Origin of the sequence: Brevibacillus laterosporus LMG 15441, from assembly GCF_000219535.2 — a bacterium.
Lineage (GTDB): Bacteria > Bacillota > Bacilli > Brevibacillales > Brevibacillaceae > Brevibacillus_B > Brevibacillus_B halotolerans.
Genome location: NZ_CP007806.1, coordinates 3,490,337 through 3,506,246, shown reverse-complemented (window position 1 = coordinate 3,506,246; position 15,910 = coordinate 3,490,337). Strand labels below are relative to the sequence as shown.

At 38.8% G+C, this 15,910-nt stretch carries 24 protein-coding genes and 1 pseudogene; 23 read left to right on the top strand and 2 right to left on the bottom strand.

Annotation, left to right across the window (positions count from 1 at the left end):
• The first annotated feature begins 5 nt into the window (after positions 1-5).
• The 13 genes and pseudogenes from BRLA_RS15195 to BRLA_RS15150 all read left to right on the top strand — a co-directional run bounded on the left by BRLA_RS15195 (position 6) and on the right by BRLA_RS15150 (position 7,607).
• Positions 6-425, top strand: a complete 420-nt coding sequence (locus tag BRLA_RS15195) for a single-stranded DNA-binding protein (protein ID WP_003337095.1) — start codon at positions 6-8, stop codon at positions 423-425.
• Between the two features lie 17 nt (positions 426-442).
• Positions 443-604 carry a DUF6906 family protein gene (locus BRLA_RS24305; RefSeq protein ID WP_164496763.1) on the top strand — a complete coding sequence of 54 codons (162 nt, stop codon included), beginning with the start codon at positions 443-445 and terminating at the stop codon, positions 602-604.
• A 3-nt stretch (positions 605-607) separates the two neighbouring features.
• Positions 608-778, top strand: a complete 171-nt coding sequence (locus BRLA_RS24055) for a hypothetical protein (RefSeq protein WP_154071874.1) — start codon at positions 608-610, stop codon at positions 776-778.
• Positions 779-792: 14 nt separating this feature from the next.
• Positions 793-1,620, top strand: a complete 828-nt coding sequence (locus BRLA_RS15190; RefSeq protein ID WP_003337096.1) for a phage replisome organizer N-terminal domain-containing protein — start codon at positions 793-795, stop codon at positions 1,618-1,620.
• Positions 1,562-2,374 (top strand): ATP-binding protein, encoded by an 813-nt coding sequence (locus BRLA_RS15185; RefSeq protein ID WP_003337097.1) that lies wholly within the window; start codon positions 1,562-1,564, stop codon positions 2,372-2,374. The genes BRLA_RS15190 and BRLA_RS15185 overlap by 59 nt, the downstream gene beginning before the upstream one ends.
• Complete coding sequence (dnaB, locus tag BRLA_RS15180) at positions 2,367-3,701, top strand: replicative DNA helicase (protein ID WP_003337098.1); 1,335 nt, start codon at positions 2,367-2,369, stop codon at positions 3,699-3,701. The genes BRLA_RS15185 and dnaB overlap by 8 nt, the downstream gene beginning before the upstream one ends.
• Complete coding sequence (locus BRLA_RS24050) at positions 3,701-3,877, top strand: hypothetical protein (RefSeq protein ID WP_003337099.1); 177 nt, start codon at positions 3,701-3,703, stop codon at positions 3,875-3,877. Before dnaB ends, BRLA_RS24050 begins: the two co-directional genes overlap by 1 nt.
• Before the next feature lie 374 nt (positions 3,878-4,251).
• The gene (locus BRLA_RS15175) at positions 4,252-4,785 is read left to right on the top strand and encodes a hypothetical protein (protein ID WP_003337101.1); all 534 of its coding nucleotides are present in this window, start codon (positions 4,252-4,254) and stop codon (positions 4,783-4,785) included.
• Positions 4,786-4,805: 20 nt separating this feature from the next.
• Positions 4,806-5,471 carry a hypothetical protein gene (locus tag BRLA_RS15170; RefSeq protein ID WP_003337103.1) on the top strand — a complete coding sequence of 222 codons (666 nt, stop codon included), beginning with the start codon at positions 4,806-4,808 and terminating at the stop codon, positions 5,469-5,471.
• Positions 5,472-5,502: 31 nt separating this feature from the next.
• Positions 5,503-5,736: a hypothetical protein gene (locus tag BRLA_RS15165; protein ID WP_003337104.1), complete on the top strand. Its 234-nt coding sequence runs from the start codon at positions 5,503-5,505 to the stop codon at positions 5,734-5,736.
• Entirely contained in the window at positions 5,733-5,921 is a 189-nt protein-coding gene (locus BRLA_RS15160; RefSeq protein ID WP_003337105.1) for a hypothetical protein, read from the top strand. Before BRLA_RS15165 ends, BRLA_RS15160 begins: the two co-directional genes overlap by 4 nt.
• A 2-nt stretch (positions 5,922-5,923) precedes the next feature.
• Positions 5,924-6,451, top strand: coding sequence for a dUTP diphosphatase (locus BRLA_RS15155; protein WP_003337106.1), 528 nt, complete (start codon positions 5,924-5,926; stop codon positions 6,449-6,451).
• Between the two features lie 75 nt (positions 6,452-6,526).
• Positions 6,527-7,607: pseudogene (locus BRLA_RS15150) on the top strand (DNA cytosine methyltransferase).
• A 269-nt stretch (positions 7,608-7,876) separates the two neighbouring features.
• On the opposite strand, the gene BRLA_RS15145 reads toward BRLA_RS15150, so the two are convergent.
• A complete protein-coding gene (locus BRLA_RS15145) occupies positions 7,877-8,497 on the bottom strand; it encodes a hypothetical protein (protein WP_003337109.1) in 621 nt (206 codons plus the stop codon).
• Positions 8,498-8,790: 293 nt separating this feature from the next.
• Here BRLA_RS15145 and BRLA_RS15140 point away from each other — a divergent pair, with 293 nt between their 5' ends.
• The 3 genes from BRLA_RS15140 (at position 8,791) to BRLA_RS15130 (ending at position 11,067) form a co-directional block, all read left to right on the top strand.
• A complete protein-coding gene (locus BRLA_RS15140; RefSeq protein WP_041752273.1) occupies positions 8,791-9,234 on the top strand; it encodes an ArpU family phage packaging/lysis transcriptional regulator in 444 nt (147 codons plus the stop codon).
• Positions 9,235-9,315: 81 nt separating this feature from the next.
• Positions 9,316-9,810, top strand: a complete 495-nt coding sequence (locus tag BRLA_RS15135) for a hypothetical protein (RefSeq protein WP_003337111.1) — start codon at positions 9,316-9,318, stop codon at positions 9,808-9,810.
• Positions 9,811-10,467: 657 nt separating this feature from the next.
• A complete protein-coding gene (locus BRLA_RS15130; RefSeq protein ID WP_003337113.1) occupies positions 10,468-11,067 on the top strand; it encodes a hypothetical protein in 600 nt (199 codons plus the stop codon).
• 166 nt (positions 11,068-11,233) lie between these two features.
• Here the strand turns inward: BRLA_RS15130 and BRLA_RS15125 are convergent, their stop codons facing one another.
• Complete coding sequence (locus BRLA_RS15125) at positions 11,234-11,461, bottom strand: WYL domain-containing protein (RefSeq protein WP_003337114.1); 228 nt, start codon at positions 11,459-11,461, stop codon at positions 11,234-11,236.
• A gap of 32 nt (positions 11,462-11,493) precedes the next feature.
• Between BRLA_RS15125 and BRLA_RS15120 the strand changes: the two genes are divergently transcribed.
• From BRLA_RS15120 to BRLA_RS15100, 7 genes are all read left to right on the top strand, one after another.
• Positions 11,494-11,706, top strand: coding sequence for a hypothetical protein (locus tag BRLA_RS15120; RefSeq protein ID WP_041752270.1), 213 nt, complete (start codon positions 11,494-11,496; stop codon positions 11,704-11,706).
• Positions 11,707-11,844: 138 nt separating this feature from the next.
• The gene (locus tag BRLA_RS25020; RefSeq protein WP_003337116.1) at positions 11,845-11,973 is read left to right on the top strand and encodes a hypothetical protein; all 129 of its coding nucleotides are present in this window, start codon (positions 11,845-11,847) and stop codon (positions 11,971-11,973) included.
• A 116-nt stretch (positions 11,974-12,089) separates the two neighbouring features.
• Positions 12,090-12,737, top strand: a complete 648-nt coding sequence (locus BRLA_RS22875) for a GIY-YIG nuclease family protein (RefSeq protein WP_003337118.1) — start codon at positions 12,090-12,092, stop codon at positions 12,735-12,737.
• The gene (locus tag BRLA_RS15110; protein WP_003337119.1) at positions 12,730-13,314 is read left to right on the top strand and encodes a hypothetical protein; all 585 of its coding nucleotides are present in this window, start codon (positions 12,730-12,732) and stop codon (positions 13,312-13,314) included. The genes BRLA_RS22875 and BRLA_RS15110 overlap by 8 nt, the downstream gene beginning before the upstream one ends.
• Before the next feature lie 293 nt (positions 13,315-13,607).
• Positions 13,608-13,979 carry a hypothetical protein gene (locus BRLA_RS15105; RefSeq protein WP_003337120.1) on the top strand — a complete coding sequence of 124 codons (372 nt, stop codon included), beginning with the start codon at positions 13,608-13,610 and terminating at the stop codon, positions 13,977-13,979.
• Between the two features lie 122 nt (positions 13,980-14,101).
• The gene (locus BRLA_RS24045; protein WP_154071873.1) at positions 14,102-14,266 is read left to right on the top strand and encodes a hypothetical protein; all 165 of its coding nucleotides are present in this window, start codon (positions 14,102-14,104) and stop codon (positions 14,264-14,266) included.
• Between the two features lie 1,066 nt (positions 14,267-15,332).
• The gene (locus tag BRLA_RS15100) at positions 15,333-15,893 is read left to right on the top strand and encodes a recombinase family protein (RefSeq protein ID WP_003337123.1); all 561 of its coding nucleotides are present in this window, start codon (positions 15,333-15,335) and stop codon (positions 15,891-15,893) included.
• The last annotated feature ends 17 nt before the right edge of the window (positions 15,894-15,910 follow it).

The following is a 15,910-nucleotide window of genomic DNA, read 5'->3' as shown; positions in this document are numbered from 1 at the left end:
TGGAAATGCTTAACCGAGTAGTTTTGATCGGAAACCTAACTAGAGATCCTGAATTACGTTATACGCCAAATGGTGTTGCTGTTGCCACATTTACTTTAGCGATAAATCGTTCTTACTCTGGTTCGAATGGTGAGAAAGAAACGGATTTCATCAACATAGTGGCATGGAGACAACTAGCTGATCTATGCGCTAACTACCTTGCTAAAGGTAAAAAAGCTGCTGTTGACGGACGACTTCAAACACGTAGCTATGAAAACAAAGAAGGTAAGAAAGTTTACGTCACTGAGGTTGTAGCCGATAACGTGCAGTTCTTGTCATCACAAGGTTCTGAGCCTTCTGGAAATAAAAAATCTGGCCCGTCTAACGATCCTTTTGCAGATACTGGGAAACCAATAAATATCTCAGATGAGGACTTACCTTTTTAGGAGAGGGGTGCTTGTGAATGAAACGTAAATTACACCTGAAAGAAGTCAAGCTTTTGAAAAGCGTAATGCCAAGCCTTAATACAGAAATTTGGTTGATTGATAAAAAATATCCGACCGAATGGCACTTGGTCCACAAAAACACTGGCACGTTAAAACGAGTGCCGATTTGCGAGTGGTAGAAGATGATCGGACAAGTCTATCAGTTACAAGGGATGCAGTGGAAAGTTAGGGACGTATTTTGCAAACGTAACGTGAAATTTGCTAGATTGCAGTGCTTGGATGAACGAAAAGAGCCCTGGATTGTTAGTGTAGACTTCCTTGATTTAGTGGCTAAAGTAAGACGGATTAGTTAGGCGGGTGAACACCATTGAACGAGATCAAGTGGATAAAAATAACGACAACAATGTTCGATGACCAGAAGATAGATTTCCTAGAGAGTTTACCTGAAGCGGATGCAATTCTTGTAATTTGGATAAAGCTTCTGACACTTGCAGGGAAATGTAATGCAGGCGGCTACATCTTTTTAACAGAGTCTATACCGTATACGGATGAAATGCTGTCACACAAGTTTAAAAGGCCCTTAAATACAGTCAGATTAGCTCTTCAAACGTTCCAGAATCTCGACATGATCAACATAGATAATAACACGATTCACATTACTAACTGGGATAAACACCAAAACATAGATGCTCTTGAGAGAATCAGAGAGCGGGAAAGGTTGAAAAAACAGCGTCAACGTGAGAAACAAAGGGAGCAATTATCACTTCCAAAAGCTGTCCCGGGGACAGGAGGGGGACATGTCCCTCATTGTCCCGCAACAGAGATAGAAAAAGAAATAGATAAAGATAAAGAATTAAAAGATATATATATACCCTTTTCGGAAATCGTGGATTATCTAAACCAAAAAGCACAAACAGCCTACAAACATACGTCAAAGAAAACTAGAGATTTAATCAAAGCTAGGTGGAACGATGGGTTCACTCTAGATGACTTTAAAAAGGTTATCGACAATAAAACGGCTGAATGGCTAGGTGATGCAGAGTGGTCTAAGTACCTGCGTCCAGAAACTTTGTTTTCAAACAAGTTCGAAGGCTATTTGAATCAAAAATCTACAAGCAAAGGGGGAAAAGCAAACTATGCAGGATCTCTTTCAGCGGATCGCGCAGAACAGTACCGAAAAGCTGGGCTCAAGTGAGCGAAGATGCAGCATATGCAGCAGAGTACTTTCGCCTGTAGCAATTCACATTCTTGGAGTAGAGCGAGTAGTAGCGGTTGCTTGCAAATGCGAAACTGACTTGCTAGCCAAAGAAGAGCGTCAACGAGCAAAGATTGCGTTTATACAGAAAATCCAAGCTTACAGCGACGATGATCAAATGGTTCTAAATGCTAGCTTGGATAAAGCACGACATCCAGGAATTCAAGAAGCTCATGTTAAGTTAAAAGATTTCGCTACGAACTTGGAACGCTGGAAAGACAAGGGTCTATACATTTTCGGGCCAAATGGCACCGGTAAAAGCAGCCTCCTTTCAGCGGTGGCCATGAAGCTAAGACATCAAGGGAACAGCGTTATTTATACAACAACAAGTAGCTTAATTAACCGAACCAGCAACAAATATACAAAGCTTGAAACTCTAGCAGCTTACAAAAATGCGGAAGTGCTAATCATCGACGAGATCGGTGCTGACATACCTGCACATTGGGAGATGAGCGACTTGTTCGGAGTTTTGGAATCCAGACAAGACCGGCTTCCCACGCTGTATGGATCAAATCTAGGCGTTCTGGAGTTAGAAAAAAAGTACAACGAACGCAATGATGGCTGGGGAACACGACTTATGGAACGTGTCCTTGGTGGAGGGGACGTTGTAGAAGTAACTGGAGAGAGTGAGCGGTTCGGTAAATACGTGAAAACAAATCAATGGGCTAATGGGCAGGTGAACAGCCATGATTAACATCCAGGAGATGCCACATAGCCATGAGGCGGAGCAAGCGGTGATAGGCTCGATCCTAAAAGATCCTGCGATTATCGAAAAAGTGTTGGAACGGATTAACCATGAATCACTTTACCAGCCTCTACACAAAAAAATCCTGAAGGCTATGACGGAGCTGTTTGAAACAGGAACCAAGATCGACATTCTAACCGTCACCACAAAACTAGCTTCAGACAATCTATTTATTTCGGCGGGTAGTTCGGTTTATCTGACTGATTTACAGGGATCGGTAGCCAGCACTGAAACGCTTAATTATCACATCGGTATAGTGGCAGAGCAGGCAAAGAGACGAAAGCTGATCAGATTGGGCGAGCAGTTGCAGAAGGACGGTTACAGCGCCGAGGACATCGATGCTGTTCTTGCTAACCTAGACAATGCAAAAGCTGAACTAGAGCCTAATGTCCAATCACAAGGTTTTAAGCATGCTGGTGAAGTGGTCAAGGAATCATACGAAGCCATTGAAAAGGTGAGCATGTTCAAAGGACAAATGACAGGCATTCCAAGCGGATATGCGGACATCGATAAAATGACAGCGGGTTTAAACAAGTCAGACTTAATCATTTGGGCGGCCCGTCCTTCTGTTGGTAAAACGGCGCTTGCTTTGAATGTGGGTCAGAACGTTGCAATCCGATCGAAAGAGCCAGTGGCCATATTTTCTCTAGAGATGTCAGCTCCACAATTAGTGACCCGCATGATTTGCGCTGAAGGCATGATCGATGCATCGCGAATTAGATCAGGGTTGCTAGAAGAAAATGACTGGCAGAAGCTCACAATGGCGATAGGTACTATTTCAAAGGCGCCGATCTACATAGACGACACAGCAGCGGTAACAACAGCGGATATACGGCGCAGATGTAAGAAGCTCCAGCAAGAGAAAGGGCTTGGTCTAATCCTCATCGATTATCTGCAATTACTGCGAGGTAAGGGTGGGAATCGCCAGGAAGAGGTTTCGAGTATATCACGTGAGTTAAAGTCAATTGCACGTGAGCTGGACGTACCAATCATTGCTCTTTCACAGTTGAGCCGTTCAGTTGAGCAACGGCAAGACAAGCGGCCCATGATGTCAGACCTCAGGGAATCAGGTTCTCTAGAGCAAGATGCGGACCTTGTTGCTTTCCTTTACCGAGACGACTACTACAACAAAGACAGTGAAAGTAAAAACATTGTTGAGTTCATCGTAGCCAAGCAACGTAATGGCCCAACTGGAACGGTCGAGCTGGTCTTCCTGAAGGAGTACAACAAGTTTTCGAACATGGCACGCCAGTTGAGCATGGATGATCCAGCCTAATGCTACGCGATATTGAAGTTCGTATCCCCATCCCTGAGTGGATCTTGGCGATCAAGGATGATCAAAAGCGGAGAGCAGCCATGAAAGAATGCTGGGGAAGCTACTCCATGAGGTATGGTGATGATTACGAATTGAAGCAGGTTAGGAACGGAGAGTTCATCATGACCAAGAAATAACATCGCTAGAACGAGCCGAAGGGGTCGCCACGAGTTTTTTATAACAAAGATATGCAAATGTATGTTCGTGAATAAAAATGGCTAGAAACGGCTCTGAGAAGGTCAGACACATGCGTTCATATTTAGATATCGAAACATCTCAAAATATAAATAAAAGAGAAGGTGGGAAATGAGACGGCATGTTTGCCCACTGCTGAAACGGATTCAGGCTTCGGGAAAGCTCGACTATCGAGCATTGACAAAAGGTTTGTATTACTCAGACGAAGAGATTATTCACCAGCTACTCCTGGAATATCGGGCTAAGAGATTGATAGCTTTCAACGGTGATGAAATCGACGAATGTACAGTGTTTGAGATTGTGAGGAGGAACAGACGTGGGCCAAAACTACGTAGGGCTAGATTTATCAACTAAGACTGGGTTTGTAAGGCTAGATGAACAAGGGAACGTACTGGATGCTAACGAGATAACACTTAAAGATCTTGAAGATCCAGAGCGTATGTCTTTATTAGCAGAAAAAATATTATCTGGAATACAACCAACTGACTTTGTTTTGATTGAGGGATTTTCATTTAATTCTTCTGGAAGAAGCGTGGATTTCCAGTACGGAATTGGTTGGTTTATAAGGATTCATTTGTATAGAAGGGGCATGAAATTCGTTGTAGTGGCTCCTAGCCAGTTAAAAAAATTCGCAACCGGAAAAGGGGTTGGCGATAAAGCAGCAGTTGCAGTTGGAATCGCTGAACGTTTTGGATTCAAACATAAGTCAGATAACGTGCGTGATGCTTATGTGCTGGCTCAAATAGGACGTGCCTTAAACGGACATGGCCAACTGATCAAGACTCAAAAAGAGGTTGTAGAAGCTATTCTCAATCCTAAACCAAAAGCTAAAGCAAAAAATAAAGCCTAAATTGAGAGGAGAAATAAACAATGGATAATAAAAATTTTGAAGCTTATTTGAAAAAGATAGGTTCCGGCAAGGGTGACAGCATTGAGATGGTCTTGGAAATAGAAAACCCTAAAGATCAAGAAATACTGAACTTAATGCGTTTACGCAAAACATATGTTTTTGTTGCTATAGGCGACAATCAATTGTCATTCGAATTAGATGGGCAAACGGACGAAGAAACTCCCAATACCCCATATACGGTTGATGGATCTGGAATGGTAGAAGTGAAGCCAAACGAGGTTTTAGAGAATGTCCAAGATTCTGAGACTGAAACCAAAGAAGATAAACCGCAAGAAGAAGCTACTCCTGAATTAGAAGGTGAACAAGAAGCCTCTCAACAAGAAGACACACCTCAAGTAGAACCCAAAATAATCAATGAATTTATCCTTTCTGGACAGGCCCCGACATTCGAAGACCTACCTTACAATTTCATCGACATCGTAACTCGACGTGAAGCAGGTGAGCGTTCCATGGATATCGCTACTTCTCTCGATCTAACCTCCGGAAAATGGAGCAAGATTTGGAAGGACTACAAAGGTCGTATAGCTTCAGCAGCAAGAGATTGGGACGACCTTAGAAACTTATCACAAGTCACTCCAGAATATACCGATCTTGAAGCCGAACAATCTGACGGGGGAGCAGCGTAAAGCTGCTTCTTCCCAACAACAGGAGGCGCTTATGATGATGAATTTTGGCTCAACACTAGGACTTGAAAAGAGAGCGCGGCCAAGAGTAGATCGACCAGTTTATAAGGCGGGACCATTGACAAAACGAGAAATGACTCCTGAAGAACGAGCTTGGCTTGTTTCTTTACCATCACCGGCTGTCAGAAAGAGCCATCGTGCTTTTACTGATATCACTACAATGTCCGTTCCTGGCAACAGAATCAAAAAGAAGAGATTTGGCATATGAGCCTACAAAAGAAATTACAACGCGAACGAGCTGCAGGTGTAGAGCAAGCAACGATTGCATCATGGAATCTCTTCGAAAGAGCATTGGCTGAAACGCCTGGTATCGGACCTAAACGAATGGCAGCAATATTAGCAACCGCAACCAGATTAGCACGAATGAAAGTAGAAGAATCGAGGAGGAATTAATTATGCAAGTGAAAATTAAAAAACTCCATCCAGATGCAGTAATACCGGCATATGCCACTCCTGGTAGTGCAGGATTTGATCTTGTAGCAGTTGAGGAAACGATTATCGAACCTGGTGAAACCGCAAAAATACCTTTAGGGTTAGCCTTTGAAATTCCAAAGGGATATGAGATGCAGATCCGACCACGATCCGGAGTGTCGCTCCACACAAAACTAAGACAGTCAAACAGCATAGGAACTATAGATAGTGACTATCGGGGAGAGGTTTGCATGATGTTTGACAATACAAATGAGAATTATGATTCTGCTACTTGCTTATGTTTCAATATTTCAGGGAATGAGATTGATGTGCCAAATGGATACGGATTTTTACCAGAAGGATCATACATCATCCGAAAAGGTGATCGTGTTGCTCAAGGTATTATTACTCCGGTTATTCAAGCGAGTTTTGTTGAGGTAGATGAACTAAGCGATACGAAGCGAGGAACAGGCGGTTTTGGTTCAACGGGGGTGCGTTCAAATGCAAAATAGCTACTGCTTTACATGGATAGAGATTGACCAGGCTCAGGCGTTGCGAGAGTGGGCGGAGGAAGTGAGTGGGGATTGATGGGTTATACATTCCTTGATCTGTTCTCTGGAATCGGTGGATTCCGATTTGGGATGCAAAGAGCTGGTCATAAACCGATTGGATGGGTAGAGAATAATAAATTTGCTCGGATATCTTACCAAGCTATACACGATACACAAGGAGAGTGGACAGCAGATGACATCACGACCGTTACAAATGAGTCTTCGAGGAATCGGACATACCGACGTTATCTGTGGAGGATTTCCGTGCCAGGCTTTCTCGGTTGCTGGAAAGCGAGCAGGTTTCAACGATACTAGGGGAACTCTCTTCTTTGAGATTATGCGCTTCGCATCTATTCTCAGACCACGCTATTTATTTCTTGAGAACGTCGAAGGACTCCTCAACCACAATAACGGGGATACGTTCGAGACAATCCTCAGAACCTTGGATGAAGTCGGGTATGATGCGGAATGGAATGTGCTTAACTCTAAAAACTTTGGAGTACCACAAAACAGAGCGCGCGTGTTCATTATTGGACATCTTAGAGGAGCAAGTACCAGAAAAATATTTCCTCTCGAATCAAAAAACGGAGGCGTTATTACGGTCATTGGTCGGTTAGAAGGATCATTTCGATCAAATGCAGAGGTGTATGACATTAATGGTATCTCGCCTTGCTTAAATACAGCGCAAGGCGGTGATAGACAGCCAAAGATTATAGTTGCAGGAAATGTTAATCCATCCGGCAGAGGTATGAATGGGCAAGTATTTCACAGTGAAGGAATAAGTCCCACATTAACAACGAATAAGGGTGAAGGGATCAAGATTATTGAACCTATGGCTGTCTTAACACCGGATAGAGAAGAGAAAAGGCAAAACGGCAGGAGAATTAAAGAGCCGGGAGAGCCTATGTTTACCTTAACGGCTCAGGATCGGCATGGAATATACGATGGTCATCGAGTTAGGAAATTAACCCCAAGAGAGTATTGGCGACTACAAGGTTTTCCTGATGAAGCGTTTGACAAAGCAAGAGCAGCAGGAATATCTGATTCTCAACTCTACAAACAGGCTGGAAATAGCGTAACTGTCAACGTAATTGAAGAGATCGCCAAAAGTCTATGACTGATATACATGTCCAGCCTTACCAAACACCAAATGCACGACATGATACTGCTGCACAGGTAGATCAGGAAACGCAAACCGGACGTTATCGGTGTTTGGGATAGCTTCTACATCAAACACTATGCCGTGTCGTCGAAACTTTCTAACCAATCCAGCAGATCGGCTACACGGCATAGATAATAAAACGATTTTTGCATGATATCACTCCTTGTTGCCATTGTAGTGCGAGGAGCTGGGACAAAAAATTAATCCTATAAGGAGGAACTAAATTATTTGAAAATCTCTTTTTGTATATTCTTAATAATCACATCTTGATACCTATTATAATATTCTATTACAGCAAGTTTAAACTCTATGATTTCATAATCTATCTTATCCTTCTGGAGTATAAAGTTTGGATCTAAAATTTGTTTAAAATCTTCGTAAATCTGGATATGGTCATTAAAGTTTAGCATAATTACTTTCTCTCTAAAAATTATGATATCTTGTCCTATTCTAGGTCCGAAAATTTGTTCAGCTAGGACAAGGGTTGTCAGAAGTTTATTATGAATTTCGTCAAATTTTTGTTGTTTTTCAAATAATGAGGGAGCAAGTTGTTTTAATTTTTCTTGGAGCTTAAAGTAATCCTCCGAGGAGAGGTCAAATTGCTCAATTCGTTCGTTTTTAATAACTGTATATTCTAATTTAACAACTATTGCAGTCCTATAATCTAAGAAAAGCTGGGTTAGCTCTTTAAAAAGTGCAATCTTGTATTCCAACTCTTTTCCTTTTGTTTGGAGGGTATTTTGTATTAACCATACTCCTAAGCCAAATAAAGATGTAAGTATAACAGGTAATATAGCTTTTTTTAATTCTAAAATAATGTTTAAATCACAAACAGGACTGCTCAAAATAATCTCTCCTATCTTATAAATAAAATCCCGATCTAATAATAAATTTTATAGAGTTATTTGTCGAAAGAATATTAAAAGCAGGTCAATAAGTGAACGGTATTTTATACGAGAAAATTAATTGAGAGAGGGATAACAGTAGGTGAGTATTTCAGAGTTTGATCGTTTTTCTACATTTTTGATTGATTATGCCAAGATGTTATCAGAGTAAATGAAAAAGCCCTTAACAGGAGCGTGAATTTAACGTGGATAAACAATATTATACCACGCGATACTTTCGAGGGGGAATAGATGTGTTTAAACAATTATCTTTGTTACCAGAGATTAATCGGATTGAGACAGAGAAAAAAGTGAAGGAAGCCCTCGATTTAGCCAGAACGTTCATACAGATGGGATTCCATCCCGGAATAATGGCAAGTACAACGTCAAGCTATTCATTAATCCCACCAACTATTACAAATAATTTTCATAGCTCCACTGAAAATGTAGCAGTAAAGAATGTAGATATAGAAATGCAACGAAGAGAACACGTTGATAAGGTCCTTTTAGCAGTACGTAGGCTCAGTAAAAAGGAACGAGAGCTAATTAAAATTAGGTGGTTTGGAGAAGATGATTTAACCGATGTGGAAGCCTATGTTGACCTGGATATGACTCATGCCACGTATTATAGGATCAGAGGAAGAGCGTTTTACAAGTTAGCTTTCGCTTTACGAATTGAGGAATACAACTTAAATTAAATATTTCAGGGCACAGAAACCGGTGCCCTAATTTCTTATTTTTGGGATATAATTTGAGTAAAAACTTAGGGGAAAAATCATATGACAGCATATTCTATTTTGGCTTATATGGGTATTAGTTATATTTTTCTTGGTAGTTTATATTTTCTTGTTGACATAAGGCCTGAATTTATGCTAGGCATCGCACTATCTTCTCTCTTTATTGTATTATCTGATTTAATAATTGGAAAAGACGTTTTTAAAACATTTACAGGTAAAAGTCGCTATGCAGTATTTTTACTACAATTGCCATTGTTTATAGGGATGTTATTACTAGTTTTTATTCCAAACCTTAATGTTGTAAGATCATTAGATTCAACCGAAGTATCCGTTTTAAATGATAGATTTACACTTATAACTTTTGGACTCACTCTGTATATGATTAGTAGTAATGATATGTCTTTATTAAAGAGAATTTTCAAAAAAGGTGGTGTAGATAAGGAAGATTCAACTCAATCAATAGATAAATATGAAAGAGAAATTGAAAAACTAAATAAAGAAATTTTACAACTTAAACAAGGTAGGAATGTTGAGTAAATAAGTGATAATAGATGAGACATGATACATATTTGGGATGAAATTGATACGTAGATGATACACATTTTGCTTTTAAACATGATAAATTTGTATTATCAAGAGAATATGAAATAAGCCATCCAATTGCGGGTGGCTTTTATAATATTGCTTGACATATATTTTAGCCTTTTGTACTTTAACAGGGACGAAAGGTTGTGGAAGATTTGGATTTTAGTGTAAACATGTGGCCTGTGTTCGGGATGCTTGTTAAAGTGATATTATGCTTAGCTATACCAGGTTTTATAGCAGCAATACTAACCTCAAGGTTTCCTGATAACATTGGCAGGATCGCAATAAGAATGAGCATATTGCTCGGTCTGTACGTTTGTTTTAAGTATGTCATATAAGAAAGAAGTCACTCTAGATGAGTGGCTTTTTTTATTGGGGTGATATAGATGAGTAGGGGGGTAATTAAAAAGAGATCTCCGTTACAAGACGACAAGAATCATAAGTGTTATCGATGCGTTTGGGCTAGTTACGCGGGATATAAGATTTTGTGTAGCAAACAGGTGTGTGTATGGAACAAGGGGATCAATTCTTAATTCCTCCTGTTTTTCATACGAAAGTTGTAGGATAATAGCCCTACTTGTCGAAATATGAAATAAAGGGGGGATGAATATGTCTGCAATAATGATGTTTGTAATATTCGTGTTATTTGCCATAACTATTTATATTAGTAGAAAGAACGATACAGATTATGTTTATGAAAGGGAAGTGTATGATATATTCAAAAATTTAAAAAAGGCTTGTAAAAATTCAAGTCTAAACAATTTAACAAAATTTGAACAAATTAAAGAGTGTCTAACAAGAGACGAGAATGTCACATTAGAAAAACTTAGCAAGCTACTAAAAATAATTAATCTGGAAGAAAACAGAATGTTAGATTCTACACAAATGGGAGGTGTAGCATTTGCTATTTTTGCCACAGGGATTGTTGGTGTTTTATCAGCATTCTTAAATAAGCCAGGTGTTAACGAAGATTCATTTACTTTTGTTCTTTTATATATTTTGATGTTTTCAGGGGCTATTCTTCTTTTTTTTACTGTTGTCTTGACTCAAAAAAGGAGAGTTCTAATTATCAAACAAGTAGTTGAAGAAGTTATACAAGATAATGTTCTAAATAATAAATTAGTTGAGTCAAAAAGTGGAGAAACTAATCTATCATACAGTAGCGCACAAGAAAAAATAGAGCGAGAACATTCAATAGAAGTTGTCTAATAGCACCTACGCGGTGCTTTTTTTATTTCATCTAGCTTACAGGGATTCCATCGAATTGTAAGGCTAGAGTTTCTTGCTCCTTATGTGGTAGGATTTGGTCTTATTTGATAAATCTAAGCAATAAATTAAGAAAAGCATCCGTCTAGGGAACGGATGCTTGGTTAAACTAGAATTCAACATCAAATCTTGGTGTGAAATGTTTACCAGAAGCTTGAGCCGAAGTGATTTTCGAAATAGTAAAGCTACGGATCTCATCACGCATTAAACACCAACCAAAAAAACGATTATCGCGAAAAGAATACGGTTCAACTAAACGCTGTTCTCCATCGTATGTAATGTATACCATTTCTTTACGAGCACCACATGATTTAATCGTTTCTACTACACTCATCATTTTGCACCTCCAATCGAAAGGGGATATGGAGTATGGATAAGGTTATATCGATGAAAGAAGCGCATGATAGTGAGCAAATAACCTGGTTACCATTGAATCGACCGCCAATAGGAACAGCTGTCATTGTGTTCTGTAAAGGATGTAAGAAAAAGCACCCTGTATACCCTGTATATGATGAAGACACCAACCAAATTGGATGGTGGTGGTGCTACAATAAAAACAGACCATACCCAGTTAGAGATTGATCCCTCCTACTCTAGAACTACGAAAGAAAAGGAAAATAGTTTCATATTTTGATAATTATGTTCTAGATGAATAGGATTTTTGAAACTTCGAGTTTCATACAACTTATTACAAAAAAGGTTATTTTTAGGAGGTGTACGATGATAGAATTAAATTTAATTCCCAAAGATGGTTTGGTACAAATATTATCTTTTGCTATGGAATATAGATGGCAACTATTTCTGATTGTTGGAGCAATAATAGGATATAAAAAATTTCAAGGCGCTTAACTAAGCGTCTTTTTATTTTGCCCATCGTTGGGCTTCTGAAGTTCGGTAGGAAACTACCACAGCGCGACGGACTTCGGAACCCGAATGATGGGCGAAAGTTGGGAGGAGGAATTGTCATGGAATCAGGCGTTTATAAGATAACTTGTTTAGTAAACAGAAAGATTTATATAGGGAGTTCAAAGGATGCTGAGAAAAGGCATTTTCAGCACTGGCAAGCATTAAAACGAGGAACACACCACAATATTCATTTACAACGAGCTTGGGCAAAATATGGTGAGGAGAATTTTTCATTTGAAATTATAGAGAAATTGGATGGTCCGCCAAACAAATTAATCGAGAGGGAACAATACTGGCTTGATCAAACAAAATGCTACATGTCTGAGGTTGGATTTAATATAGCAACTAGAGCAGGAACTCCAGCAGGTGGTAAAGGGTTTAAACATGTAATGATTTTTTGTGACATGGAAGCAAAGAGAATATGGGATAGTTTATCAATAAGAGAAGCAGGATTTTTAAGTTGGCTTCTTTTGTATTTGGACGAGGAAAATCGTGTTATGGGGGACAACGAGATTGGAAAAAAAGGAGAACCTTTAAACCAAAAGCACCTCATGAAACTAATGAGAAAAACAAAATCATTTATCTCAAAACATATTAAATCACTTCAGGATAAAGGTTTGATTTTTGTAGTAGTAGAAGGAAACAAAAGGACTATTTATGTTAGTACTACAATCGCTATGTACGGCGGTATGAAGCAAAATGGATAAACTACAGCGACTAAGAGAACATGTGTTTATTGATGATTCGGGAAAAACTGTTAGGCAATTTGTTGATCCTGATGGGGTGATTATTGAGCAGTACAAATTGGTTCAACAGTGGGTAAGAGAGAGCGATCAAAAGCAAACCTCTAAAGAAGATGAACCTAGACTTGGTAGGAATCCTGAGCACATTAAATTGTACAGAACAAACATACAGTATATTTTGGCGAAAGAAAATCTATCCAAAAATGCCAGAGTTACGTTACTTTCATGCGTAGCATATCTGGACTGGAATAATAACATAGTAGTTGACTCAAGAACCGGCGAGCCACTTAACGGGAAAGAAATTGCAGAACGCACAAACCTATCGAAAAACATTGTCAGTATGGGACTAAGAGAACTCCAATCCAAAGGAATTATTTACATCACAGGAGCTACAAAGAATTCTCGTCAATATGTTGTAAACCCTTCTGTGGCTTGGAAAGGAAATAGAGTAGCTAAAGATATAGCCCAAGCAAGGCACTTTAATAAGCACGGGCTAAAATTACCAGTCAATATCAAATACACTCAAGGATCAATACTGTAGTTGTTCTAGTGATCGTTCCGCAGGATGAAATACACTGTTTTTAAAATCCTAAATACGGTACAAGTAATCCCGAATACGGGATTTTAAAACTCGTGATCTGCCATACTCTCCCAAGGTATCTCACATTTTTTACTGTTAGTTATTTCTTTATCTTTATAGACCCCTTACAGACAGAACATAAAAAAGTGAGAGTTCATCAGTGTAGGTTCCATTTCATTAGAGTATAAAAAATTATTTAGTCAATATTAATTTGTAGAAACAAATTTCCACTAAGAAGTCATGGAGGAATTATTATGAGCGGTTATGTTACTCTTGCATACGTTTATTTTCATTCAAACGATAATGATTTGAATAATAAGACTCCTATAAACGTATATCTTAAGAAGAGCGATGGTATCATAATCGCTCAAAATGCATATGAAGGAGGTCTAAGTGATCATTCAGATTTAGGTTTTGATTTGTATTTTACTCAACCTAATATTAAGAGAGAAGATCTAGCGGGAGGAACTATTGTTGTTACCATCGATCCACATGGTGAGGATACATGGAAATTTAATTTCCAGCTTCTTCTCTATTTTAGCGATAACAATTATCCTGACCGATATGAATGGTCTGGTAATGAGTTAAGCGAAGATAATATAACAAAATCGTTTAATCTAAGATAATAATTAATTTTAAAATAAACCTTATATTGGTACAGATTAGCCCCATTTTTGTTCAAAAAGAAACTTCCTTTAATCCTGGAGTTTCTTTTTTTATTCTCCAAAATCAGAAAGGATGATTATTTATGAAAGTTATTCTTCAAGACATGACAATGGAAGGCCCTCCAGAGGAGTTAGCGACGTTCATGCATCTGTATCGTCAAACAAAGATGCAAGAGGTATCATTTGTTGAACAGATCAGACAACAAATGGCTACATTGCCCAAAAAGAAGATTTTCGATGATATCTAGCATCTGCTTGATCTTCCTCTGGAGCCTTATTGTTCTATCCATTGGCGGGATGTTGTCCATAGCTTCGGATGAAAGAAGGAGAAACCACCCGTAGTGGGTGGCTATTTCTTTCGGTTTCTACTTTTTATTTTCTTAGGCTTTGCTTTATTGGTCTTTGATTTCTTACTCCAATAAGCTTTTAAGTGATTAATGCATACTTTGATAGCAGTACTTAATAAAAGATTAATTAACGAATCAAAATCAAACATGAACATCAACTCCTAATTTGTATTAGATTAATGCAGTAACATCCGACCCAATGGGTATTTGTTCAAAATTTCTTATTCCTCCTCTCACTAATTAAGTAAGGCGGTAGAAAGATTTAGCTCATTTTCTTAAAAAATCATAGTTGAGCGAGAAATTTATTTTTAACCTTCCTACTTTTAAAAGGATTTTGGGTATGCAAGAAAAAAGCCTGACCAAGTTTTGGACAAGCTCCCTCAATTATTAAAGTGTCGAGGGCGAGCAATATTTCCTTGTTCAGAGGTAGTAAAGAAAAGCCCTTGTTTATAGGGAATCGTCTTGAAAATAGGCTTAGCGTTGTAAATCCGGTACCCCAATAATGATTTTTTGCCTCACTTTCTCTATACGAGGTGAATGTAGAAGAGTTAAAAGTAAGATATTTTTACCCTCTTACTTATAGGGGGCATTCGGCAGACAAGTAGTTGCAAAAATGGATGATTGTAAGATGGTATCGAAGCTGGGATGGAAAGGATTGAGGAGAAAAGGGAGGGTGGGCTTGAGTCCCTTCAATCTGCTCATTTTCATTCGATAGAGAAAAACGAGGTTAAATAGATTTCTTTGCTTCTTCTATATGGACAAAAATTATTCTGATCAGGTTCTATGAGAAATTACAGCAGAACCGTTTCAAAAATGATTGAAAAAGAGACGATTTCACTTGAAACTTTTTTATTGCGTTCGTGGACTATGAAACGGATTCAAAAACTAGTTTCAAAACAAAGTTGCATTAACCCTCCTATTTTGATACTATAAAGACAATAGGAATGAGAATCGGAGGGAATTCATTATGAAATTTGGTTATGCTCGTGTCAGTACTCTTGATCAAAACTTGGATATGCAAATCGATGCTCTCCAAAATGCTGGCTTTGAGAAAATCTTTGAAGAGAAAATGACCGGAAAACGAAATGACCGTCCAGAGCTAAATAAATTGCTCGATCAGTTACGTTCTGGTGATACCTTGATTGTTTATAAGTTAGATCGATTAGGAAGATCTACTTTTAAACTACTTGAACTGGTCGATGAATTTGAGAAAAAAGGTGTTGAATTTATCAGCATAAAAGATAATATTGATACCTCTACTGCTGTTGGAAAGGCAATGTTTAGAATGCTTGCTGTGTTGGCAGAAATGGAACGGGATATCATTGCAGAACGGACACAGGAAGGATTGAAAGCTGCTAGAGCAAGAGGACGTTACGGCGGCAGACCAAAGACGGATAAGAGCAAGATCGATGCAGCCATTAAACTATATCAAGCTGGCGACATGAGCGTACCCGAAATTGTAGCTGTGACAGGGGTAAGTAAGGCTACACTTTATCGAAATATTAATAAGCAATCAGGCTCCAAGTAAGGGGCCTTTTTCTTTTG

What these genes read in the sequence shown, in the direction of transcription:
- BRLA_RS15195 (WP_003337095.1), top strand. Translation starts at nt 6, where the DNA reads ATGCTTAACCGAGTAGTTTTGATCGGAAACCTAACTAGAGATCCTGAA.
- BRLA_RS24305 (WP_164496763.1), top strand. Translation starts at nt 443, where the DNA reads ATGAAACGTAAATTACACCTGAAAGAAGTCAAGCTTTTGAAAAGCGTA.
- BRLA_RS24055 (WP_154071874.1), top strand. Translation starts at nt 608, where the DNA reads ATGATCGGACAAGTCTATCAGTTACAAGGGATGCAGTGGAAAGTTAGG.
- BRLA_RS15185 (WP_003337097.1), top strand. Translation starts at nt 1,562, where the DNA reads ATGCAGGATCTCTTTCAGCGGATCGCGCAGAACAGTACCGAAAAGCTG.
- dnaB (WP_003337098.1), top strand. Translation starts at nt 2,367, where the DNA reads ATGATTAACATCCAGGAGATGCCACATAGCCATGAGGCGGAGCAAGCG.
- BRLA_RS24050 (WP_003337099.1), top strand. Translation starts at nt 3,701, where the DNA reads ATGCTACGCGATATTGAAGTTCGTATCCCCATCCCTGAGTGGATCTTG.
- BRLA_RS15170 (WP_003337103.1), top strand. Translation starts at nt 4,806, where the DNA reads ATGGATAATAAAAATTTTGAAGCTTATTTGAAAAAGATAGGTTCCGGC.
- BRLA_RS15165 (WP_003337104.1), top strand. Translation starts at nt 5,503, where the DNA reads ATGATGATGAATTTTGGCTCAACACTAGGACTTGAAAAGAGAGCGCGG.
- BRLA_RS15160 (WP_003337105.1), top strand. Translation starts at nt 5,733, where the DNA reads ATGAGCCTACAAAAGAAATTACAACGCGAACGAGCTGCAGGTGTAGAG.
- BRLA_RS15155 (WP_003337106.1), top strand. Translation starts at nt 5,924, where the DNA reads ATGCAAGTGAAAATTAAAAAACTCCATCCAGATGCAGTAATACCGGCA.
- BRLA_RS15135 (WP_003337111.1), top strand. Translation starts at nt 9,316, where the DNA reads ATGACAGCATATTCTATTTTGGCTTATATGGGTATTAGTTATATTTTT.
- BRLA_RS15130 (WP_003337113.1), top strand. Translation starts at nt 10,468, where the DNA reads ATGTCTGCAATAATGATGTTTGTAATATTCGTGTTATTTGCCATAACT.
- BRLA_RS15125 (WP_003337114.1), bottom strand. Translation starts at nt 11,461, where the DNA reads ATGATGAGTGTAGTAGAAACGATTAAATCATGTGGTGCTCGTAAAGAA.
- BRLA_RS15120 (WP_041752270.1), top strand. Translation starts at nt 11,494, where the DNA reads ATGGATAAGGTTATATCGATGAAAGAAGCGCATGATAGTGAGCAAATA.
- BRLA_RS25020 (WP_003337116.1), top strand. Translation starts at nt 11,845, where the DNA reads ATGATAGAATTAAATTTAATTCCCAAAGATGGTTTGGTACAAATATTA.
- BRLA_RS22875 (WP_003337118.1), top strand. Translation starts at nt 12,090, where the DNA reads ATGGAATCAGGCGTTTATAAGATAACTTGTTTAGTAAACAGAAAGATT.
- BRLA_RS15110 (WP_003337119.1), top strand. Translation starts at nt 12,730, where the DNA reads ATGGATAAACTACAGCGACTAAGAGAACATGTGTTTATTGATGATTCG.
- BRLA_RS15105 (WP_003337120.1), top strand. Translation starts at nt 13,608, where the DNA reads ATGAGCGGTTATGTTACTCTTGCATACGTTTATTTTCATTCAAACGAT.
- BRLA_RS24045 (WP_154071873.1), top strand. Translation starts at nt 14,102, where the DNA reads ATGAAAGTTATTCTTCAAGACATGACAATGGAAGGCCCTCCAGAGGAG.
- BRLA_RS15100 (WP_003337123.1), top strand. Translation starts at nt 15,333, where the DNA reads ATGAAATTTGGTTATGCTCGTGTCAGTACTCTTGATCAAAACTTGGAT.